Source organism: Ruegeria sp. HKCCA5491 (assembly GCF_013034565.1).
GTDB lineage: Bacteria > Pseudomonadota > Alphaproteobacteria > Rhodobacterales > Rhodobacteraceae > Ruegeria.
The window spans coordinates 14,517-34,861 of record NZ_WQGG01000008.1; the positions used below are offsets into that span (position 1 = coordinate 14,517).

The 20,345-nt window shown below is 56.2% G+C and carries 21 protein-coding genes; 11 read left to right on the forward strand and 10 right to left on the reverse strand.

The window, feature by feature from the left end; genetic code table 11:
* Nucleotides 1-56 precede the first annotated feature (56 nt).
* Nucleotides 57-818: an IclR family transcriptional regulator gene (locus tag GOV88_RS11610; protein WP_170621102.1), complete on the reverse strand. Its 762-nt coding sequence runs from the start codon at nucleotides 816-818 to the stop codon at nucleotides 57-59.
* 70 nt (nucleotides 819-888) lie between these two features.
* On the opposite strand from GOV88_RS11610, the gene GOV88_RS11615 reads away from it, so the two are divergent.
* From GOV88_RS11615 to GOV88_RS11630, 4 genes are all read left to right on the forward strand, one after another.
* Nucleotides 889-2,244, forward strand: a complete 1,356-nt coding sequence (locus GOV88_RS11615; protein ID WP_171240540.1) for a selenium-binding family protein — start codon at nucleotides 889-891, stop codon at nucleotides 2,242-2,244.
* Nucleotides 2,241-2,606: a 2Fe-2S iron-sulfur cluster-binding protein gene (locus GOV88_RS11620; RefSeq protein ID WP_170412916.1), complete on the forward strand. Its 366-nt coding sequence runs from the start codon at nucleotides 2,241-2,243 to the stop codon at nucleotides 2,604-2,606. The genes GOV88_RS11615 and GOV88_RS11620 overlap by 4 nt, the downstream gene beginning before the upstream one ends.
* A 3-nt stretch (nucleotides 2,607-2,609) precedes the next feature.
* Nucleotides 2,610-3,074, forward strand: a complete 465-nt coding sequence (locus GOV88_RS11625; RefSeq protein ID WP_170389882.1) for a CoA-binding protein — start codon at nucleotides 2,610-2,612, stop codon at nucleotides 3,072-3,074.
* 498 nt (nucleotides 3,075-3,572) lie between these two features.
* Nucleotides 3,573-5,282, forward strand: coding sequence for an adenylate/guanylate cyclase domain-containing protein (locus GOV88_RS11630; RefSeq protein WP_170621101.1), 1,710 nt, complete (start codon nucleotides 3,573-3,575; stop codon nucleotides 5,280-5,282).
* A gap of 324 nt (nucleotides 5,283-5,606) precedes the next feature.
* Here GOV88_RS11630 and GOV88_RS11635 read toward each other — a convergent pair whose 3' ends face one another.
* The 7 genes from GOV88_RS11635 to GOV88_RS11665 all read right to left on the reverse strand — a co-directional run bounded on the left by GOV88_RS11635 (nucleotide 5,607) and on the right by GOV88_RS11665 (nucleotide 11,614).
* Nucleotides 5,607-6,050 (reverse strand): hypothetical protein, encoded by a 444-nt coding sequence (locus tag GOV88_RS11635; RefSeq protein ID WP_171240541.1) that lies wholly within the window; start codon nucleotides 6,048-6,050, stop codon nucleotides 5,607-5,609.
* A gap of 170 nt (nucleotides 6,051-6,220) precedes the next feature.
* On the reverse strand, nucleotides 6,221-7,756 hold the full coding sequence (locus GOV88_RS11640; protein ID WP_171240542.1) for a primase-helicase family protein: 1,536 nt from the start codon (nucleotides 7,754-7,756) through the stop codon (nucleotides 6,221-6,223).
* Nucleotides 7,753-9,126 (reverse strand): hypothetical protein, encoded by a 1,374-nt coding sequence (locus tag GOV88_RS11645; RefSeq protein ID WP_171240543.1) that lies wholly within the window; start codon nucleotides 9,124-9,126, stop codon nucleotides 7,753-7,755. The genes GOV88_RS11640 and GOV88_RS11645 overlap by 4 nt, the downstream gene beginning before the upstream one ends.
* A 174-nt stretch (nucleotides 9,127-9,300) precedes the next feature.
* Nucleotides 9,301-9,522, reverse strand: coding sequence for a helix-turn-helix domain-containing protein (locus tag GOV88_RS11650; RefSeq protein WP_171177354.1), 222 nt, complete (start codon nucleotides 9,520-9,522; stop codon nucleotides 9,301-9,303).
* Nucleotides 9,519-9,737: a helix-turn-helix domain-containing protein gene (locus GOV88_RS11655; RefSeq protein WP_170602299.1), complete on the reverse strand. Its 219-nt coding sequence runs from the start codon at nucleotides 9,735-9,737 to the stop codon at nucleotides 9,519-9,521. Before GOV88_RS11655 ends, GOV88_RS11650 begins: the two co-directional genes overlap by 4 nt.
* Before the next feature lie 84 nt (nucleotides 9,738-9,821).
* Entirely contained in the window at nucleotides 9,822-10,316 is a 495-nt protein-coding gene (locus GOV88_RS11660; protein WP_171177352.1) for a hypothetical protein, read from the reverse strand.
* Nucleotides 10,313-11,614 (reverse strand): tyrosine-type recombinase/integrase, encoded by a 1,302-nt coding sequence (locus GOV88_RS11665; protein ID WP_171240544.1) that lies wholly within the window; start codon nucleotides 11,612-11,614, stop codon nucleotides 10,313-10,315. Before GOV88_RS11665 ends, GOV88_RS11660 begins: the two co-directional genes overlap by 4 nt.
* A 474-nt stretch (nucleotides 11,615-12,088) precedes the next feature.
* Here GOV88_RS11665 and GOV88_RS11670 point away from each other — a divergent pair, with 474 nt between their 5' ends.
* The 4 genes from GOV88_RS11670 to GOV88_RS11685 all read left to right on the forward strand — a co-directional run bounded on the left by GOV88_RS11670 (nucleotide 12,089) and on the right by GOV88_RS11685 (nucleotide 15,263).
* Nucleotides 12,089-12,838 carry a carboxylesterase gene (locus GOV88_RS11670; protein WP_171240545.1) on the forward strand — a complete coding sequence of 250 codons (750 nt, stop codon included), beginning with the start codon at nucleotides 12,089-12,091 and terminating at the stop codon, nucleotides 12,836-12,838.
* Nucleotides 12,835-13,818, forward strand: coding sequence for a carboxylesterase (locus tag GOV88_RS11675; RefSeq protein ID WP_171240546.1), 984 nt, complete (start codon nucleotides 12,835-12,837; stop codon nucleotides 13,816-13,818). Before GOV88_RS11670 ends, GOV88_RS11675 begins: the two co-directional genes overlap by 4 nt.
* A gap of 32 nt (nucleotides 13,819-13,850) precedes the next feature.
* Entirely contained in the window at nucleotides 13,851-14,465 is a 615-nt protein-coding gene (locus GOV88_RS11680) for a hypothetical protein (protein ID WP_171240646.1), read from the forward strand.
* Nucleotides 14,466-14,546: 81 nt separating this feature from the next.
* Nucleotides 14,547-15,263 carry an alpha/beta fold hydrolase gene (locus GOV88_RS11685; protein ID WP_171240547.1) on the forward strand — a complete coding sequence of 239 codons (717 nt, stop codon included), beginning with the start codon at nucleotides 14,547-14,549 and terminating at the stop codon, nucleotides 15,261-15,263.
* Here the strand turns inward: GOV88_RS11685 and GOV88_RS11690 are convergent.
* On the reverse strand, nucleotides 15,254-15,838 hold the full coding sequence (locus GOV88_RS11690) for a DUF6151 family protein (protein ID WP_171240548.1): 585 nt from the start codon (nucleotides 15,836-15,838) through the stop codon (nucleotides 15,254-15,256). The genes GOV88_RS11685 and GOV88_RS11690 overlap by 10 nt on opposite strands.
* Before the next feature lie 5 nt (nucleotides 15,839-15,843).
* Nucleotides 15,844-17,115 carry a polyhydroxyalkanoate depolymerase gene (gene phaZ / locus GOV88_RS11695; RefSeq protein WP_171240549.1) on the reverse strand — a complete coding sequence of 424 codons (1,272 nt, stop codon included), beginning with the start codon at nucleotides 17,113-17,115 and terminating at the stop codon, nucleotides 15,844-15,846.
* Between the two features lie 110 nt (nucleotides 17,116-17,225).
* Between phaZ and GOV88_RS11700 the strand changes: the two genes are divergently transcribed.
* The 3 genes from GOV88_RS11700 (at nucleotide 17,226) to phaR (ending at nucleotide 20,299) form a co-directional block, all read left to right on the forward strand.
* The gene (locus GOV88_RS11700) at nucleotides 17,226-19,028 is read left to right on the forward strand and encodes an alpha/beta hydrolase (protein ID WP_171240550.1); all 1,803 of its coding nucleotides are present in this window, start codon (nucleotides 17,226-17,228) and stop codon (nucleotides 19,026-19,028) included.
* A 130-nt stretch (nucleotides 19,029-19,158) separates the two neighbouring features.
* On the forward strand, nucleotides 19,159-19,605 hold the full coding sequence (locus tag GOV88_RS11705; RefSeq protein ID WP_171122099.1) for a phasin family protein: 447 nt from the start codon (nucleotides 19,159-19,161) through the stop codon (nucleotides 19,603-19,605).
* A 139-nt stretch (nucleotides 19,606-19,744) separates the two neighbouring features.
* The gene (gene phaR / locus GOV88_RS11710) at nucleotides 19,745-20,299 is read left to right on the forward strand and encodes a polyhydroxyalkanoate synthesis repressor PhaR (RefSeq protein WP_171122100.1); all 555 of its coding nucleotides are present in this window, start codon (nucleotides 19,745-19,747) and stop codon (nucleotides 20,297-20,299) included.
* Nucleotides 20,300-20,345 lie beyond the last annotated feature (46 nt).

Consider the following 20,345-nt stretch of genomic DNA (forward strand, 5'->3'; position numbering starts at 1 on the left):
AAACACACCTGTCCTGCTGGATGGTATAAACCTAAAGCACTGCGATACCCATGAACCTAAGCGGATATCCTTTCTTCATCTGCTTCACCCCATCCTAGCGCGCGAGCAAGTTCGTGTGACATTGTGGTAAGTGTATGGCCAATCTTTTCTCGCTTGGAAGGTGTAAACACCCGAAGAGACGCCGTAGCGCCGATTGAAAGCGTCGCACCAACACCTGTCTTGGTCAGCGTTGTAGCGACAGAACTGATTCCGCGCTCGAGCTCTTCAACACATTCGGCATACCCTTTGGCTCGAATGACATCGAGTTCCGCGGCCAGATCCTTGGGGTCTGTAATCGTGCGATCTGTGTACTGCTTTAGCTGCCCATCCAATCGGTCTTGAGACAGCAGTTCAGGCGAAACGGCGGCGATTGCCTTGGCGCAAGAGCACGCGTGCATTGGTCGTTTGCCCATACCTGGATGAAGAAAAGACACGCCCGTCTGCGGTGTCTCCACATGAATAATCTCGACCCAATGGCCCCGTAGCCGAGACAAGAAAAATGCAGCGCCATAGTCATTCGCGGCGCCAGATAGGACAGGCGCAATCACTTGCAAAAGAGCGGGATCAGAGTGATCGCTCAACGTGATACGCTTTAGCCTATTCCCAATCGCGAACTCTCCGCGGGTTGGTGATTCAAGGAGGCCGGACGAAACAAGGTCTTGAACCAGCCTGTAGGCCGTCGGTTTAGGTATATCGGACTGAGCACATATATCCGCTACGGACGCACGTCCTTTTTGACCCACGATTTCCAAAACCAGCGCTAATCGTTCGAGATGCATTTTTCTCACTTTATGATAATTGATTTTTCGATATACGATACAATTTGGAGAATCAAGGGAGGAGCATACGATGGATGGACAATGCTGTGGACCGGGCTTCAAGAGTCCGCAAGAAGCCATCAAAGCCCCCCGAGAAAAGCTACTCTACACGATCGCCATCTACACCGGGACAGGGATCCAGAAACCTGATTACCTTGCTACAGTGGATGTCGACCCTGACAGCCCGACCTATTCTCAGGTAATCCATAGGCTGGAAATGCCGGGGATTGGGGACGAGCTTCACCACATGGGGTGGAACGCCTGTTCGTCCTGTCACGACGACGGCTCGATGTCCCGCAAATACCTGATCCTGCCGGGCGTACGCTCTAACAACCTTCACATCGTTGATACAGCCACTGACCCGCGTGCGCCGCGGTTGCATAAGGTCATCGACGGGGCCGAAATCAAGGCCAAGGCAGATTTATCGGGCCCGCATACGGTGCATTGTTTGGGCTCGGAAATTATCATTTCCTTCCTTGGAAATGCCAAGGGTGAGGCTCCTGGAGGCTATCTGCATCTCGACAAAGAGTTCAACATCGTCGGTCGCTGGGAAACCTCGATGGGCGATATCAAATTCGGCTATGACTTCTGGTACCAACCACGCCACAACGTGATGGTCAGTTCCGAATGGGCTGCGCCCAATACCTTCATGCCGGGCTTCGATCTGGAAGAAGTGGGCCATCTAAAATATGGGCGGGAGCTGCATTTTTGGAATTTCGAAAAGCGCGAACCGGTCGAAAGTTTCTATTTGGGTGAAGACGGGCTGTTGCCACTGGAAGTCAAGTTCCACCATGACCCCGAAAGCACGCATGGGTTCTGTGGCGCAGCTCTTTCGACCAATGTGATCCATTGGTGGCAAGACGATGCTAAAAAGTGGCAGTGGGAAAAGATCATCGACGTGGAAAACGAGATGCACCCCGAATGGCCGATCCCGTTGCCGGGGGTAATGTCGGCGATCCTGATCTCGATGGACGACAAATACTTGTACCTGAACAATTGGCTGCATGGAGATATGCGCCAGTATGACATCACCGACCCGCATAATCCCAAGCTAACCGGCCAAGTGTTTATGGGAGGTCTTTTGGGTAGAGCTCCGATAGTTAATGGGGTCGAGGTCGCGGGTGGTCCGCAAATGTTCCAGCTCTCTCTCGACGGACGAAGGCTTTATGTCACGACTTCGCTGTTCTCGACTTGGGATAACCAGTTCTATCCCGAGATCCGCGAAAAGGGCGGGGTTATGGTGATGATCGATTGCGACCCTGAAAACGGTGGCATGAAGATCAACGAGGATTTCATTGTGGACTTTGGCAAAGAACCGAATGGGCCATCGCGCTGTCACGAGAGCCGGTATCCGGGCGGTGATTGCACAAGCGACATCTGGCTATGACTGTGTATACCGTGACGATCGCGAACAGAGATGGCGCGCAATACTGTGTGGATGCGCGGCGTCCACTTCTGGAAACGCTGAGAGAACAGGGCGTGGACTTGCCTTTTGGGTGCAAGTATGGCGGCTGCATTACCTGCGCGGCAAAACTACAGAGTGGTGCGATCGATCAACGCCGACAGGTTGCGCTGAATAATCGGCAAATAGCGAACGGCTATGTGATCCTTTGCGTGGCACGTCCGACATCCGACATCACGCTTGAGATCGGGGTCGAGAGCCATGACAATCTGTACCGCAATCCGTTTCTCGACCCTCTAAAACCCCACGAACTCAAGGCTGACATTGCGACGCCGAAGGAAGGTTAACCGATGCCCGAAGCAGATATCGACCGCATCTACGATTACGACCCCAAATACCTCGCCGACATCCTGCAGTCGGTTAAAACCATTGCAATGGTGGGGGCTAGCGCGGACAAAACGAAATTCAGCTATGGCGTTCTGCGACAGCTGAGTGAAATCGGCTATGATATTCTACCGGTGAATCCTAACCCGAATGTTTCGGAAATTAGAGGGCTCAAGGTCTACCACTCGCTGGAAGAGATCGACAAACGTGTTGATATGGTAGACGTTTTTCGTCCAAAGGAAGAGTTGTATGCCTTTGCCGAGAAGGCTATCGCAATCGGGGCAAAAGTTCTTTGGGGTCAAATCGGTGTGTACGACGACAAAGCAGCGCAACTCGCCGAAGCGGCGGGCCTTAAAGTCGTGATGAACCGATGCCCCAAGATTGAACTCTTCCGCCCTTTTTGGAAGCCGCGCCTGGACCTAAAGATATGATGGAAATTCGATTGGTAGCGGCCTCCTCAGCATCCAATAAGGGTGCCAATTGAGATATTGTGCTTACGGAAGAGAAGACACATAATCCTGCCCGCTTTACGAAATCCGCGTACTCTAAACCCAAGAATGGCCGTTTTATATATAGAACCAACGGCCACCTTGTCCGCGAACCGGATATTCAGGCTACGTCCCAGCGCCGCGCAGCGGCGAACGGCAGCTTTGTGCGCTCTTCGGACCTCCGTCCCTCTTCCAGCCTCACTCATGCAACGAGTATCTCCTTTGACGGGCTGCACCGCGGCGACAGAGGTCAAGGTCAAACGGCCGCTTTTGGTCGTCCTCGAAGGGCAGGGCGCCTTGTGATCACACATGCTGCACGGGCTCCCGTGTCTGTTGAGAGCCCAAAGCGATCGCGCTTTCTTGATGGGACCACTTTGCTCTAAATACCGGGCTGACAGTGCTCTCTCTGCAGGCTAGCTTCCAACAAGCGGGGAGAGAAACATGGAAAAGAGGCTTGCGGCTGTGCTGGCGGCTGATGTCGCTGGATACTCGGCGTTGATGGATCAGGATAGTGACGGAACACTCAAAGCGCTTAAGGCTTTCCGTGAGGATCATCTCATGCCCGCTTTGGCTATTCATGAAGGGCGATTGATCAAAAGCATGGGTGACGGCTGGATTGCTGAGTTTCGCTCCGCATCGGCTGCGACAGAATGCGCGATTGCTGTTCAGACGGCTGACCGACCACAGGAGATTCAAGTCCGCATCGGCATACATACAGGGGAAGTAGTTTCGGAAGGCGATGACATATTCGGTGACGGTATCAACATAGCTGCCCGTCTCGAGGCATTAGCGGAACCGGGGCAGATATTGCTTTCAGACGCAGCACACAACAGCCTAGACCGGAAAGCCGCCGCCTTGTTCTCTGGCGGTCGGAAGACTGAGTTGAAGAACATTGCACGCCCAGTTGGCGTGTGGCAGTGGCCTGTCGGTTCGACGGCTACAAGTGCAACTGTCAAATCTGAGAAACCCGGTATTGCCGTGCTGCCGTTTGACAATATGTCAGGCGACCCGGAACAAGAGTTTTTCGCTGATGGAATTACCGAGGACATCATAACAGAGTTGTCTCGTTTTCGTTGGTTGATGGTCGTAGCGCGAAACTCATCTTTTACTTTTAAAGGTAAGAGCACCGACATTCGCGAAGTTGGGCAGGCGCTCGGCGTGAGGTATGTGCTTGAGGGTTCGGTAAGGCGCGCAGGCCAGCGTCTACGGATAACAGGACAGCTAATTGATGCAGAGAATGGCAGTCATCTTTGGGCCGATCGTTTCGATGGGATGCTGGACGATGTTTTTGACCTTCAAGATCAGGTCACGCAGGAAGTTGTTACGGCGATCGAACCGTCCGTTCGCCATGCCGAGACAGTTCGCGCTCGGGCGAAACCGACAGAAAATCTCGACGCTTATGAACTTTATCTTCGGGCCCAGTCACATTTTCACCTGCTGACGGACGAAGACAACCGTGAGGCCATTCGCCTTACGCGTCTGGCGTTGGAGCGCGATCCTGATTATTCGTCGGCAGCTGGATTACTTGCGTGGTTGCATATCCAAAGAATGGTGCAGGGACTGAAACCGATTGACGAAGGGCCGAAGGCAGCTGTTGCTGCAGCAGAACGTGTATTGTTGAGCGATCGCGCAGATGGAATTGCGTTGGCCTACGCCGCACACTCGATCTCTATGCTTGCACAAGACTTGCCGCGAGCTCGCGCAGTTTTCAAACAAGCATTGGCCGAAAATCCAAACGCTGCGACCGTTCACATGCTCGCTAGCATCAATCTGAGTTTTCTCGACAGACCCGAAGAAGCCCTGGAACACGCGACACACTCAATCAATCTCAGTCCGAAAGATCCGATGCGGCACGCAGCCTATGTTGGGCAGGCCTCCGCATTTTTCCAACTTGGCCGCTATGCTGAAGCCGTTGAGGCCAATCGAAACGCCTTGGCCATTAGGGCGAAATTCGTGATTACGCATCTCATGCTCATCGCATCCTTGGCTCAAAACGGAGACCTAGAGTCAGCGAGGGCTGCGGTATCTGAACTGAAGGAGCTTCGTCCGGATCTAGACATTAAAGAACAAACGAGACTCCCCATTTTCAGGGTTCCCGAATGCTCGGAGCAATGGAGGGATGGATGGCTAAGAGCAGGCCTTCCAATCTGAGAAAACAAAATCAAGCAGGCTATGCAGCCCGGCGGCTTCGTCCGCACAGCAGACGCTCACGAGTACTTTGCAAATGACCGCATCGAGCCCAAAGCAGCCGCTCTTCCGGTAGCTTGAGCGATTAGCTTGCCGCTGTCTGCGGTCGTGTATTCGGGAAAAATCGAAGAATTTTTGGGCAGAACGCAATACGTAAAAATCGAAAAAAAAAATTTTGAAGGGTGAAGCGATGTGGGGAGGCCCAGTTCCACTGGCCCCCGTGTTTTTGTCGGGGTGGGGGGGGTATTTTCGGGATTTTGCCTGGCCTGACAAAACCCACCCCGACGCCTACCGTTCGATCGACGAAGCCTCACTGCATGCTGGTACTAGGTTGATCTCTTTGCGCACCTCGATCGCCGTTGGTTTTGGGTTTCGCGGGTTGGATGACGCAAGCCATGTCGCGCGTATTCTCATTACGTCAGCGGCGCAGTAGCACTTTACGCCATGTCGCTGGATACACTCGTGGTAGTCTGCCCCGACATATGTCCGGTCACGGCGCTTACCTTCTCGAATGCGGATTAGGAGAACAGGTTGCAGGTCGTAGTGCCAGCGGATGTCACAGGCCGCACAGGCATGGATATCCCTGCCGAGGCTACCGAACACCCGTGTGGCGACCTCCACGGCGTCGGGATTACCATCCAGAAATTCGAATATGAGGGGCGTCGCCTCAATGGTGACGACACCGGGCTTGCGGGCCTGTGCGGCGCGCTTCCTGCGCTCGTGCCGGTTCATGTCAAAAGACCCGAGAGGAAGGAAAGTGAGGAAGGAATGGGTATTTTTTATATTTATGGCGTGCGCGGTGCGTCTGTATGTATATACACCTCCCTGTCATACAGTTCGGGAGGGAGCGCGCTCTCGCGTATTAAATGATTATATATATTCATTCCTTCCGTTCCTTCCTCTCAAAACTCGTTAGGAAGGCCCAAAAATGCATTTAACTTTATGATTTGTTTTGGTAATTCCGAAAAAATGCTCTTTTGGTCGCTGTTCGAACCTTCCGGCTCTCCAAAGTCCGCTATCTCTGCCAAGGCGTTCCAGAACGCCTTGAAGCCGTGGTCCGAGTACCGCTCACCGGCGTGGCTCAGGGCCCACTTCTGGTAGGCGTCTCGGACCTTTTTCCGAGAAATTCGGATTGGTTCCTTCTGCCAATCGGGGACCTTACCGCCAAATCCGCCCTCAAAAGCGTACCCTTCTACGGGGAATTCTCCGCTGTGGACGACTTCCATCCACCATCTGTGGACGCCTTTGAGAGACCGTTCTTTCTGGCTGATGGTTTCCGCTGTCAGGGGGCGGTCGCGTTCCGGGTTCCAGTCCGAAACGTCACGGTTCAGCATCTTTTGCAGGAAGTGTGCCGCGCCGTCGCCTTCAATATGATCTGAGAGGTGTTCAAAATAGTCATAGTCGCGCTTGCGGCCATCGCTAGTCCGACCAACCACAACGCGACGGTCATCATGCTCCACGTGGACGGCGTGACTTTCGTTCGTGGCGGCGATGATGCCCAGATATGAGGGTGTGGTCTCGCCGTCGAGACCCTTGGCCTCAAGCAGCATCGTCTTGGCCGTGATGCGCCGTTTCATTTTCTGATTGGCCTTCTTGTCGCCGACAAAGAAGCACTCATCGGCGAACACGTAACAGGCGCTCATAAGGTGCTTATTGAACTTTCCAAGCAGGTGACCGCTTTCCTCGATCACCACGGCGTGTTGGTTGAAAATGCGCTGTGCCAACAGGTCGTCAAAGATGATGCCCTTGCCCGTGCCCTGACCACCGAGAAAGGCGGGCATAACGCCCATCACGCGCGCCGGGTCTTGGATTTTGGCGGCGATGAAGTTCAGGGTGTATTCGTTCAGCGCGTCGTCGCCATTGCAGATCACGTCGCGGATGTGGTCGAGGATTAGGTCGCACGGCCCCTCTTTCGGCTCGACACCCCAGCCCATCCACAGGTTCAGGAAGCCGTCAGGAACCTCGCCCGTGGGCCTCATGACCGTGCCCCTGTACTGGCGTCGGTCGGGTGATGCCATCCAAAGTGGACCGGCAGGCACCAAACCCTCGGGGGTCGCAACGGTGATGTTTTCGACCAGAGCCAAGAAATCTGTCTTGGTGAGCAGCGAAAGAACCTTGCGCGTTTTCATGTCGCCGGTCGCGTTCTTCTTGAGCCGCATCGGCTGTTCAACCCAATGGCCGACGCGGAATTTGCTGCCGATGATCAACACGAAGAATTCTTCGTTGAGAATGTCTGTCGCCTGTTGTGCGGCGTCCTGCCGTTCGTCTGCGTCTCGATGCTTAATCATCCGCTTGAGTGACCTTTCGAGGTTTCTCTTGGTCATGGAAACGCCCGCGTTTGCGCACTCATCGAGTAGCGAGTCGAGCGCGTTGTCATGTTCGAGCCAGTCCATCTCAGCGATTTCCGCGAGGTGTCTTTTGATGTCGTTGGTGTTCATTTCAGTCTGGTCTCCATCATGCGGGCAATTCGCGCCTCGCGAGTGTCTTGTTCGCGTCTCGGGAGTGTTCTGAGCGCGTCGAAACGGCGGGCGAACACGTCCCGGTATTCCGCGTCAGTGCCAAGGATGTACTTGCGCATTTTCCCGTGTGCGTGGGACGTGAGGCGTCGGGCATACGCAAAGATCATTCCGGTGATGGCACCGCCCCGGTAATCGGGTTCCAGCGGGTCGCGGGTCTTGGCTTTTTCGTAGGCGCTGGGGTGCATCAGGACGTCGCCTACGGTCACGAGTTGCCCGTTGGACAGGTGCAGCACGAAATCCGACTCAAGGACCGTGTGTTCCGTCTCAAGCATATCCAGCAGTTCCTTGCGCCGTCCGCGCTGCGTGGCGTCGGTCACGTGCGCGGCGATGGCCCGTGGCGTGGCCGCGACGCCCAGCGCCGTGCGCGCCTCCACCTCAAGCCGTTCGTCTGCCCAGGCCCCGCGCTGGGCGAGTGCGGCATTCCGCGTCCGCGCCATTTCGCGCGCAACACGCTCCGCATATTCACGCTCCTCATCGGATGTCAGGTCAGGAAAAACCCGTCGCGTATCGGCTAGGGCCAAACCTTCGCTGATCAGGAAGGCGTCAGGGCGGCGTTGCTCCAAACCCTCGCCACATACGGCCCCACTGGCGTAGTCCAGTCGTGAGGGCTGGTACATGCACGGATCAAGCGTGGCGCGGATCAGTTGCGTGCCACTGGCTGAGATGAGGATGTAGCCGAACCCGTTCAGCCAGAGGCGCTTGAGCAGAACAGCGGCGGCGCGGGGTATGTCCGTGCCATCCTCAACGCCCATGTAAACGCGTTGTCCTTTCAGTCCGACCACCTCGTCACCGAAATCGGCGTCAAAGATGAAGGAGGACGATGAGCAGCCCCACAATACGTCATGGTCGGCATATCCCGGCGCAGCGGTCACAACCTGTCGCCACAACTCGTCACGGCTCAGCGCGGCGTGGTCGGATCGTGGGTCGTAGTCGGCGGCAAGGATGGCTGGACCCTTGGGCCAGGCGAAATAGTTTTCGCTGCGGGCGATGGTGTCGGGTGTCACCCGCCCCTTAGTGACCAGCGGTACACCATCGTCGGGCATGTCGACTGTTGGGACGCCGTAGGTCAGCACGTCCTGCCCAGCGCGTAGCTCCGTGTTCAGCACCGTGGCGAAATCCGCCATGTCGATGGCCTGGTCCACGAAAGCCCGCCCCGCGTTGAGCCAACCAACGGTTTCCTTGACCAGTTCGTCGTCAGCGCCCCAGCGGTAGTGCTTGCCAACCGTCTCGGGGTTGGTCAGTTCAATCCGCGTGTAGCTGAGCGGCGGGGTGCTCCAATTACGCGCCATTTCACCGTTTTCCTTCATCTTGTGCCCACAGAAGCTTGTGTTGCGGGCAATTCATCGTTTTCCTGAGTGTTTCGGCGGCTCGGGCAGAGGCGGTCACTGTTCGCGTCACTGATGCCCCTCCGAAACAGCACTTATTTCCCTCACGCTCGCTGGTTCAGGAGCGCCAGGTCCAGATCACGCGGCATCGTCTCGCTCCTTTGGCTGGATGCGGTTCCGTTCCTTGAAGGCGTCGATGCTGGCGCGGTCGATGCGCGTGACGCGCCCGTTCGAGTAGCCGGTCAACTCGCCGCTACTGAGCCAGCGCCAGACGGTCGAGGACGACACCTGCAACTCGCGACAGGTTTCCTTGACGGACAGGTCCGAGGATTGATTTGGGGTAGGGACCGGGGCGCTCATGCTGCGTCTCCTGCCACCTTAGCCAAAAGGGCAGGGTCGGGCACGTAGGCGTTGTTCGCCTTGTACTCATCTAGTGAGGTTCGAGTGATGCGCTCTTGCTTGCCTACGAAGTAAGTAGACAATTGCCCGGACGCTATCAGCTTGCCGACCGCATTACGCGAGACGTTCATCTCAGTGCATGCCTCGGCGATAGTCAGGTCAGGCTCTCTAGCCATGTGTCACTCCATTAATTTGGTCGTGACACTCGGCTAACAGGGGGTGTTCCAGATGGACGAATTCGTAACTCAGTTACGCGCAAACTATCTTTTTAGCGGTCCATTTTTCTTGAATTCCGCTCGTATCCAGCGGGCTATGCTGCCCTCGGAAGGTAGTTTCGCCACCTCATCCGCAGTCCGTTCTAACGACATCTCATCATAAACCCGTTCCGCGAGGTGTTTCGCCGAACCTGCCATGTTTGGGCTGCGTTCAACTATCGCCATCGCTCGCCTAATCACCTCGTCATGGTGAGGACGACGACCGGGGCGGGCGTTCTTACCGCGCGCGCTGTTGCGCTCGCTCAGGACACTTTGCACTGCCGTGTAAGCCGATTCTGCCTCTATGTGATCCTCTCGGGGGTCAGGTCCGTCTAGGTTCAGCAGGCGCAATTTGATGAAGTCCAGCGCACTCACTTTACCCGGTGGCAGCGCCGCCAGCCGCTCGGCTTCTTCGCGGCTCACTTTCAGGCGGCGCATGATCGTGGCCGAGGTATCGACGCGCTGGGCGTCGGCGAACGGGTTGGGTTTCGGGTTGGTCATGCCCGTCCCTCCGACAACTGCACCACGCTCTCAGCGGTGAGCCCGTCGAGGAAGTCCGCCCATTTCTGCCACCATTCGGCGGCGGGCTGGTTCAACTCGGATAGCTGATAATGCGCGTCCGCCTCGCTGGTGTCAGGGCTATGTGCGGACAGGCGGTCGCGGATGTCCTTGCCGCCACCGTTTTCGGCAACCCAACTAAGCAGCGCCTTACGGTTGGCGTGGCTGGTGTAGTCGGTGGGCAGGCTCAACTCGTCGCGCTGCCGCGCCCAATTCAACGAGACAGTCTTGCGGCCACGACGACCGAACACACGACCCTCTCGCGTGGGTTGGTTGCGCAGCAACTCGACCGCCTGCGCCGAGAGCATGACCAGATGTTCTTTCTTGGCTTTCATGCGCTGGGCGGGAATGGTCCAGCGTCCATGTTCAAGGTCAATCTCCGACCACTCAGCGCCCAGCGCCTCGCTGATGCGGGTGCCCGTCAGCAGTTGCAGGCGCATGATGTCCCGGTCGATGTCTTGCAGTTCGTCAAGGCCCCGGACCATCGTGCGCAGTTCGGACATGGACGGGCGGTAGTCCTTGATCTGTGATTTCGGGGTCTTATCCAACTGCGGGACCGGTACGCCTGCGGGCATCATTTTCTTCTCGCTGGCCCACTTGAACATGCTTGCCATCGCCATGCGGATGTTGTGCGCCGCACCGGGCTTGTCATCTATCAGGTGGATAAACGTCGCGTTCAGGGCCTCCACGTCCAGCGCGCCGAGGCGCATGCCGCCATGGTTGGGCAGAACGCTCTTGGTGAGGATGTTCTCTGACCGCCGCCACGACTTTGTGCCGCGCGTCTGCATGGCTGTGATGTAAGCCTCGGTCAGTTCGTCCAGCGTCGTTTCAGACCGCTTGTCGGCGACCTTGGTGACGGGCTGCGCCCACGCCTCTCGTGCCTCGGCAAGGCTCATGGCGGGGTAGTGCCCGAGGGTGATTTGTCGCTGCCGCTTGCCTTTCTGGGTGCGGTAAATCCAACGCTTGCCCCGCGTGGTGGCTACAAGCGTAAGGCCCGCATATTGCGGGTCCGAGAGACGCCGACCGGGTTTCAGGCGGCGGCAGGCCAGATCAGTCAATTCCTTGGCAGCGGTTCCGTTCGCCTGTTCGAGGGCAAACGCAACACTGGCGCGCAGTTCCTTGCGGATGCCCGTGTCGAGTGCAGCCTGCATCAGGTCAGCAACAACCTCGCGGGGGTCGCGGTCGTCCTGATCCACGAGACTTGCAACTGAGGTCAGAAAGTCAGATGTGTTCTTTGTCATGGCCGTGTCCTTATGCAGTTCGGTCGTGTCAGTCGGGCGGGTGTTGGCGCATCCCCCGACACCTTGGATTTAGCAACGCCATCGCACCGCTACCAGCCCTTCGTCACTGATGCATCACTGTTGTGGCATGATATCCACGCGGGTTGAATGGGTCTGACAGGGGCAGTGAAACGGTTTGGTGATACAAGCAAACGCCTGTTTTTTAAGTATTTTTCCATGAATTTGCAGGGGGTTCGCTAGCGCGGGGTATGAGAACGCCCGGTTGCGGGTTATTTGCGTTTGGCTGCTTTGGCAGGTTGGGGGGGCGTGTGTCAAGGGCGGGAGCGAGGGGCGCTGCCCCGCCGCCATTGGCGTTTGAACCAATGGCGCACCAATGGCGGCACCCCGGGATATTTTTAGCCAGATGAAGGGCGGATCGGGGAATTGCGGTTGGGGTTGGGACGTGCATGATGTGGGCAAAGCAAAGAGGGTTTTATGGCTGTGGCTGAATTTCTGGACACCGCGCAGGGGCGGCGGTTGGCGTATCACAAAAGCGAGGGGGCGGGGCCGACGGTGGTTTTTCTGGGCGGTCTCAAGTCTGACATGGAAGGCACCAAGGCGGTGCATCTTGAGGCCTGGGCGAAGGAGCGCGGGCAGGCGTTTTTGCGGTTCGACTATTCCGGGCACGGTGAAAGCGGGGGCGCTTTCGAAGAGGGGTGCATCGGGGATTGGCATGAGGATACAGCGGCTGCGGTTGCCGAGTTAACTGAGGGGCCTTTGATTGTCGTTGGGTCTTCGATGGGCGGATGGCAGGCCTTGTTGCTGGCCAAGATGATGCCGGATCGGATTGCAGGCTTGGTCACGATCGCGGCCGCGCCGGATTTTACCGAGGATGGATACTGGGCCTCGTTCACGGATGCTCAGAAACAGGCGCTGGAGGAGGTGGGGCGTGTTGAGCTGCCGTCGGACTATATGGAGCCCTACATCATTACGAAACGGATGATCGAAGATGGCCGTGCCCGACTTGTACTGCGTAGCCCGTTGGAGCTGCCATTTCCGGTGCGCTTTTTGCAGGGCACCGAGGATACTGCGGTTTCAACGGCAACTGCGGTCAGACTGCTAGAACATGCGTCTGGACCCGACATGAGGTTGCTGCTTGTCAAAGATGCGGATCACCGGTTTTCGGACGGGCCGTGTCTTGGGCTGATCGAGCAGGCCGTCATAGATGTGATGAATGCGTCATGATGCGGCTAATAGGTCGTCTGTGTTTGGCTCTTATCGCTATTGGGGGCCTAATTTACTGGTTTGGCCCACGCGAAGACGTAGACCTTCATCCTCAGTTTGATCCTCGGAAATTTGGCGAGGGCGTCCAAGTCTATTTCGAAAGCGTCGAGTCGGCGTTTGACGATATCGTCCCTGGTGTTGAGAAACGCGTGATCTGGCAGGACGGTTTCAAAGAGCGCAGAACTCCGGTTTCTGTTCTCTATCTGCACGGATTCTCCGCGTCATCCGAGGAAATTCGCCCGGTGCCCGATATGGTCGCTGACGCGCTGGGGGCAAATCTGGTCTATACGCGGCTGCAGGGGCACGGGCGTAGCAGCGAGGCAATGGCGGATGGAACGGCCTCGGGCTGGATGCAGGATCTGGCCGAGGGGCTGGCTGCGGCGCGTGCGGTGGGCGATCAGGTGGTCGTGATTTCGACATCGACAGGCGGGACACTGGCAGCAGCCGCTGCCGTTGACGAAGACCTGAGCCGGGATCTGGCGGGTATTGTCTTTGTCTCGCCCAATTTCGGAGTGAACACGCCCGGTGCCTGGATACCCGGATTACCTTGGGCGCGGGATTGGCTGCCTGTTCTGATGGGAGAGACACGGGACGTCTCTGGCCCGGACCCAGAGAAGAACCTGTATTGGTCAACAACCTATCCTTGGGAAGCGGTCGTGCCAATGACGGTGTTGGTGGATGTGGTGAATAGGCTTGATTTCTCTGGCGCAAAGGTCCCGGCGTTGTTTTGGTATTCAGATGATGATCAGGTTGTACGGCCAGATATCACGCACGAGGTTGCGGCGGCGTGGGGCGCGCCGTCGACAACAGAATTGGTGACAATGGGCCCCGGAGATGACCCCGCCTCGCATGTTGTCGCCGGGAGGCTGATGTCACCAGGGCAAACGGATGCGACTGTAGCTGGTATCTTGAACTGGCTAGAAACATTGGGGATCAGGTAACGCAGGGGGGGGTGATGCGTAAACCAGCCAGCATGTGGAGCCTTGAAACCCTTGGCAGGGTGCGTCTGTCTCGTCATTTTTTTATGCGCGATTTTCTGTATTCCGAGATTGGCAACTTTCACGAAATACAGAACATTCCCGACAATCCCGATTTGGCGATCCAGACGGGTCGTGCCCTGTGCTCAACCCTTCTGGATCCGCTGGAGGAAACCTTTGGCCGGGTCGGGGTGCGGTCTGGTTATCGCTCACCTTCCTTGAACCGGTTCGGAAATGAAAACCGTCTGAACTGTGCCCGAAATGACAATCCTCTGGAATGCCATATCTGGGATCGTGGGGAAGGGGATGAGAGGATCGCCGGGGCCTCGGTCGTGATTCCATGGTTTGCGGATCAATACGAAACCGGACGCGACTGGCGCGATCTTGCGTGGTGGATGCATGACCATCTGGATTACTCCGAAATCTGGTTTTTCCCCAAGCTGCGCGCGTTCAATCTGGTCTGGAGGCCGATACCCCTTCGCCGGATCGACAGCTATATCGTGCCGCGCGGCACCTTGTTGCGCGCAGGTGCCAAGCCGACTGAAAAGCTAAGCACCCGGAAGGCGCGTTATGCGGATTTTCCGAAGTTCCGGGGAATAGACTATCCCTGAGTTTTTTCTTGCCGACATTAGAAAAACCTCACATCCTGCGGAAAAGTAACGCCAAGGTGGTCGGATTTAAGGAGGCCCTGCGTGATCGAACCGTTGGTTTTTCTGCCCGGGTTCATGTGCGACGCGCGGTTGTTCGGAGCTCAGATACTCTACCTGTCTTACCAGCGCGCGGTGACGGTTGCCCCGGTGACGACGGGTGACCGCGTCGAAGAGATCGCCTCTGGCTTGCTGGACCAACTACCGCATCGTTTTGCCCTGGGTGGGTTCAGCATGGGCGGCGTTGTCGCGTTGGAGATCGTTCGGCGTGCACCTCAGCGCGTGTCCCGCTTGTGCCTGATGTCGACAGACGCGCAGGCCGATACACCTCAGATCGCTGCGGACCGGGAAGAGCTTATCGTAGGCGCAAGGTCGGGGCGGCTTGAGGATGTCATGAACAGGTTGATTGGTTCCGAGACTTTGGCACCGGGTCTGGGGCGCGTTCCCGTCTTGAAAGAAGTCATGGCGATGGCAAGGGAAATGGGGGCGGACGTCTTCGAACGCCAGATGCGCGCCCTGCAACGGCGTCCTGATCAGCAAGGCGCGCTGAGGCATATCAATGTACCAACTCTGGTTTTATGCGGGGCGCACGATCAGCTTACGCCCGTGCGTCGGCATGCGTTCATGGCGGAAATGATCCCAAATGCCGAGTTGAAAGTCATTGACGAAGCTGGGCATCTGCCCCCGCTCGAGGCACCTGCAGCCGTGAACACGGCACTTGAATCCTGGCTGAACACCCCGGTTCGGCTGCCCTATTTGTAAAACGCTGCCCGTTCAGATTGGCTAAGGATTACAGGCGTTGCCACGGGCTGTCTGGTATTGGGGTCGAAGAAGACGGAGTTCTTCCAACTTCCGGAAATCCGCGACTTGAGCACGCGCGAAATCAATCCTTTGACAGCTGGCCCCAGCTTTTCATGGGATTGTTTGCCGTCGGGTTGCGGAACAAACCCTCGGGTCGTGATGGGACCCAAACCGCTTGGGTCTGCAATTCGTTTCACGATGAACCCCGCAAAGGGGAATTTCGGCGTTCGGGTCGTCACTGCAAGTGGCGCGTTACAGCAACTTGCGTACCAGCGCAGCATACCCTTGGGGCTGAGTTGCATCAGCGCCAAGTGTTCGGCCCCGCCGTCGATCCTGATTTCTTCTGGCAGCATCTGCAGCACCTCGACAGGGCCGGGGGCAGGGTCGGGTTGTCCGAAATACAGCTGAGCGGCGCGGCAGTCATGGCAGAAACACACAGTATGCGTTGCAGATTTCGCCCCCGCAGCGGTGATCGCGCCGCGAAGCGCGCCACAATTGCAGGAAAAAGCGAAATCTTTCGCCGTGGAATTTGGCATGGTGATCAGGCGACTTTGTTCTTGTTCGCCGCCCGACGGCGCGGTTTACGCGTGTTGGCGTTCATGAAGTCGATGACCAGCGGGCGGATGTTGTCGCGCCAACTGCGGCCAGCAAAGATACCGTAATGTCCCGCGCCGGGTTCAACATGGCTTGCCTTTTTCGAATCTGGCAGCCCGGTGCACAGGTCAAGCGCCGCGATACATTGACCGGGGGCAGAGATATCGTCATTTGCCCCCTCGACTGTTTTCACGGCGACGTCGGTGATTTTCCCGATATCAACCTTGTGGCCTGCAACGACAAACTCGTTCCGCGCAATTTCGCGGTTTTTAAAGACACGTTCGACCGTCGACAGATAGAATTCCGCGGTCATGTCCATCACCGCCAGATACTCGTCATAGAACCGGTTATGTGCGTCATGATCCGACGCCTCACCGCGCATGACGCGCTGAATCTGGTCCGAAAACGCCTTGGAATGGCGATCCGCGTTCATGGACATGAATGACGCCAGTTGCAGCAGGCCGGGATAAACCATGCGACCAACGCCTTTGTACTTGAAGCCGACGCGTTGAATCATGGTCTCTTCCAGCTGGCCCATTGTCACGCGGCGGCCAAAATCGGTTACGTCAGTGGGTGTTGCGTCCGGGTCAACAGGTCCGCCGATCAGCGTCAGCGTACTGGGCTGCGCTTTGGGCTCTACCTCGGCCAGATACGCGGTTGCGGCCAATGTCAGCGGGGCGGGTTGGCAAACTGCAACAACATGCGTCTCTGATCCCAGTTCTTTCATGAAATCGACAAGATAGAGGGTATAGTCCTCTACATCGAACTTTCCTTCGGACACGGGGATATCGCGCGCATTATGCCAGTCGGTGACGTAGACTTCGCAATTGACCAACAGGCTTTTGACTGTCGAGCGCAGCAGCGTTGCATAGTGGCCGGACATGGGAGCGACCACCAGAACCTTGCGCGCTTGTTCTTCGCGCCCGTTCACGCGGACGTGGATCAGGTCGCCGAACGGACGCTCCAACACGGGGACGATATCGACAATATGGTCCCGGCCGTCCTCGCAGGTATAGGTGCGAATGCCCCAGTCGGGTTTGGCAATCATGCGCTGAAAGGTGCGTTCTGTCACCTCGCCCCAGGCCGCCATCATGCTGAACACTGGATTGGGAACCATCGAAAACAGTGGGTAAGAGGCCATCGCACTGGCGGTTGCACCCATCCACTGGTTGGTGTTGCGCATGGTTTCCATCAAGTCGTAGGTCATCATGTAGCGCATAAAATGGGTCTCCTGGGTATCAGTCTGAAAGTTCGGACCATTCGCCGCTTTGCCCATGGCATTTGCGACGTTATTCTGCATAGCAGCGAGGTTAGGGGGGAATTGTTAAAATGACAACAAGTCAAGACCAGAGTCCGGAGCTAACCGAGGAACACCTTGAACGGCTTAAAGAAAATATGAACAAAGTCGAAGAGCTTTCCAAGCGTCTGGTGGAAGTGATGGCCGGAAAAAAGGGCCACAACCCCGCGCTGGACGGTCCGAATCAAGAGCTTTTTGCACGAGCAGCAACAGCGTATTTTTCCGAGGCATGGCAAAATCCCGCCAAGCTGATGGAACATCAGATCGAATTCTGGGGAAAATCCGTTCTAAACTTTGCTGAAGCGCAGAAGGCCATGACGACGGGCGAAGTTGATGACAGCGATACCGCCCCTAAAGACAAGCGCTTCAGCAATCCTATGTGGGAAGTAAATCCCTATTTCCGCTTTATCCGCCAGCAGTATCAAACCAATGCCGAGGTCATCACACAGGCCGTCGCGTCGGTTGAAGATATGGACGACAAGGACAAAAAGCGCCTGCGGTACTTCTCGCAACAGATCATCGACATGATGTCTCCGACCAATTTTCTGGCAACCAATCCGGACGCTTTGGAGAAGGCGGTCGAAACCGAGGGGCAATCGCTGATCAAGGGGCTGGAAAACCTGGTTGCCGATCTTGAAGCCAATGATGGTGAAATGGTTGTCAGGCTGGCGGATGAGAGCGCCTTTGAAGTGGGTGGCAACATCGCCACAACGCCGGGTGAGGTTGTGTATCGCAACCGGCTAATGGAATTGATCCAATACAAGCCTGCAACCGAGACAGTTTGCGAAACGCCGCTTGTTCTGTTCCCGCCCTGGATCAACAAGTTCTACATTCTGGATCTCAAGGCGCAGAACAGTCTGATCAAATGGGTGACCGAGCAGGGATATACCTTGTTTGTCGTAAGCTGGGTGAATGCAAATGAATCCCACGCTGATATTGGTATGGGGGATTACGTCGAAGAAGGGTTCCTGACCGCGATCGAACAGGTCAAGTCGATCTGCAAGGTCAAGCAGGTGAACGCTGTAGGTTACTGTATCGCGGGAACCACGCTTAGCCTGACCCTGTCCCTTCTCAAGCAGCGGGGGGACAAGTCGATCAAGTCGGCCACGTTTTTTACCGCCCTCACGGATTTCGGCGATCAAGGAGAGTTCACGCCCTTCTTGCAAAACGACTTCGTGGACGGAATCGAAGATCAGATTTCCAAGGATGGAATTCTGAAAGCCTGGCTGGTTGGACGAACGATGTCGTTCCTGCGCTCGAATGATCTGATCTATGGTCCTGCGATCCGCAGCTATATGATGGGCGAGACACCACCCGCATTCGACCTGCTGTTCTGGAACGGAGATGGTGCGAATTTGCCCGGTCGCATGGCTGTGGAGTATCTGCGCGGCTTGTGCCAGAGCAACGACTTCGTCAACGACGGGTTCGAGTTGCTGGGGCATAAACTGCATGTCCGTGATGTCGACGTTCCGTTGATGGCCATCACCTGCGAAACGGACCACATTGCAGCATGGAAGGATTGCTATCGCGGCGTGCAGCAGATGGGATCGAAGTCAAAGACGTTCATTGTGTCAGAATCCGGCCATATCGCGGGGATCGTGAACCCGCCCAGCAAAAAGAAATATGGCCATTACACCAACACCAATTTTAAAGCGGATGCCGAGACTTGGATGAAAGAGGCCGAGTACCATCAGGGATCGTGGTGGCCCCGCTGGGAGGCCTGGCTAAAAAAGCGGTCAGGCAAACAGGTTCAGGCCCGTACACCGGGCGATTCGGATCATCCGCCACTGGCGCCCGCGCCCGGAACGTATGTTTTGGTTAAGTCAACGAATTGATTTTGTGTGAGTTTTTATTTTTTGCTGCGACGCAGCAATAAATTTCTTGCAATGCTGCGGTGCAGCAACCATATTGTCCTCAAGCTGATGAAAACCGGGGTGGGCCCGGTTCGGCAAAAGGATTAGGACAATGGCAAAGACTCAAGACTTTACCGCGACCCTGAAAGACATGATGGGCGCGTTCCCTGTTGACACCACCGCTCTGGAAGGTGCCTTCAAGTCGACCGCAAGCCTGAACGAAAAGCTGTCGGGTGTTGCGCTGGACGCCGCTGAAAAGTCGGCTGAAATCTCGAACAAATGGACCAAAGACACTCTGGCCAAACTGACCGAGATGTCGAAAGCAAAAGCAGAACCTGCTGAATACGCAAAAGCTGCGACTGATTTCGCAAGCGCGTCGGCTGAAGTTGCTGCAGAAAACCTGGCGGCCTTCGCTGAAATCGCGAAAAAAGTTCAGACCGAAACTGTTGAGCTGCTGATGGCTGCCGGCAAAGAAGCTGCGGAAGACGCAACTGCTGCTGTCAAGAAAGCAACCAACGACGTGACAGCCGCTGCCAAGAAAGCAACTGCTGCCAAGTAATAAAATGAATGCCGCGAGGCGCACCCATTCCTCCCAACCGGTGCAATCGCGCAGGGCAGGTCGAAAGACCTGCCCTTTCTTTTTGTGCTGCAGTCGCATAACCTCTGCTGCAACGCATCATCCTTGGGGAGGGAAACCGGTGGCAGACCAGGAAAAACCGTTACTAATCAAACGATATGCCAGTCGTCGGCTGTATAACACCGAGACCAGCGATTACGTCACGCTTGAGGATATCGCGGCGTTTATTCGTGACGGGCGGGAAGTGCAGATTATCGACCTGAAAACCGGGGATGATCTGACACGGCAATATCTGCTTCAAATCATTGCTGAACATGAAAGCCGGGGCGAGAATGTGCTGCCTGTGAATGTGCTGAATGATCTTGTGCGCAGTTACATGTTGCCGGGCGGGGGTATGATGCCTCAGTTCCTGCAAAGCTCGTTCGAGATGCTGCGCGAAAGCCAAAGCAAAATGATGGAAAACATGAGCGCAATGAACCCCATGTCTCAGATGCCGGGGTTCGAGGCAATGCAGGCGCAGCAACAGGCATTTCTTAAAGCGATGACTGGTGGTTTGTCCGGCGGTTGGTCCGGTCCGGACAAGGAAGACGAGGGTAAGTCAGAGCCGAAAGAGGATTTGGACGATATCAAAAAGCAGCTTGCCGAATTGCAGCAGAAATTGTCCAAGCTGAACTGATCCAGCCTTTCAAAACGAATAAAGCCCGCCTTTTGGCGGGCTTTTT

Coding starts and splice junctions, on each gene's coding strand:
- GOV88_RS11640 (WP_171240542.1), bottom strand. CDS start 7,756: ATGAACACCAACGACATCAAAAGACACCTCGCGGAAATCGCTGAGATG.
- GOV88_RS11670 (WP_171240545.1), top strand. CDS start 12,089: ATGGCTGTGGCTGAATTTCTGGACACCGCGCAGGGGCGGCGGTTGGCG.
- GOV88_RS11650 (WP_171177354.1), bottom strand. CDS start 9,522: ATGAGCGCCCCGGTCCCTACCCCAAATCAATCCTCGGACCTGTCCGTC.
- GOV88_RS11680 (WP_171240646.1), top strand. CDS start 13,851: ATGTGGAGCCTTGAAACCCTTGGCAGGGTGCGTCTGTCTCGTCATTTT.
- GOV88_RS11635 (WP_171240541.1), bottom strand. CDS start 6,050: ATGAACCGGCACGAGCGCAGGAAGCGCGCCGCACAGGCCCGCAAGCCC.
- GOV88_RS11610 (WP_170621102.1), bottom strand. CDS start 818: ATGCATCTCGAACGATTAGCGCTGGTTTTGGAAATCGTGGGTCAAAAA.
- GOV88_RS11665 (WP_171240544.1), bottom strand. CDS start 11,614: ATGACAAAGAACACATCTGACTTTCTGACCTCAGTTGCAAGTCTCGTG.
- GOV88_RS11700 (WP_171240550.1), top strand. CDS start 17,226: ATGACAACAAGTCAAGACCAGAGTCCGGAGCTAACCGAGGAACACCTT.
- GOV88_RS11645 (WP_171240543.1), bottom strand. CDS start 9,126: ATGGCGCGTAATTGGAGCACCCCGCCGCTCAGCTACACGCGGATTGAA.
- GOV88_RS11625 (WP_170389882.1), top strand. CDS start 2,610: ATGCCCGAAGCAGATATCGACCGCATCTACGATTACGACCCCAAATAC.
- GOV88_RS11615 (WP_171240540.1), top strand. CDS start 889: ATGGATGGACAATGCTGTGGACCGGGCTTCAAGAGTCCGCAAGAAGCC.
- GOV88_RS11620 (WP_170412916.1), top strand. CDS start 2,241: ATGACTGTGTATACCGTGACGATCGCGAACAGAGATGGCGCGCAATAC.
- GOV88_RS11660 (WP_171177352.1), bottom strand. CDS start 10,316: ATGACCAACCCGAAACCCAACCCGTTCGCCGACGCCCAGCGCGTCGAT.
- GOV88_RS11655 (WP_170602299.1), bottom strand. CDS start 9,737: ATGGCTAGAGAGCCTGACCTGACTATCGCCGAGGCATGCACTGAGATG.
- GOV88_RS11675 (WP_171240546.1), top strand. CDS start 12,835: ATGATGCGGCTAATAGGTCGTCTGTGTTTGGCTCTTATCGCTATTGGG.
- phaZ (WP_171240549.1), bottom strand. CDS start 17,115: ATGCGCTACATGATGACCTACGACTTGATGGAAACCATGCGCAACACC.
- GOV88_RS11630 (WP_170621101.1), top strand. CDS start 3,573: ATGGAAAAGAGGCTTGCGGCTGTGCTGGCGGCTGATGTCGCTGGATAC.
- GOV88_RS11690 (WP_171240548.1), bottom strand. CDS start 15,838: ATGCCAAATTCCACGGCGAAAGATTTCGCTTTTTCCTGCAATTGTGGC.
- GOV88_RS11705 (WP_171122099.1), top strand. CDS start 19,159: ATGGCAAAGACTCAAGACTTTACCGCGACCCTGAAAGACATGATGGGC.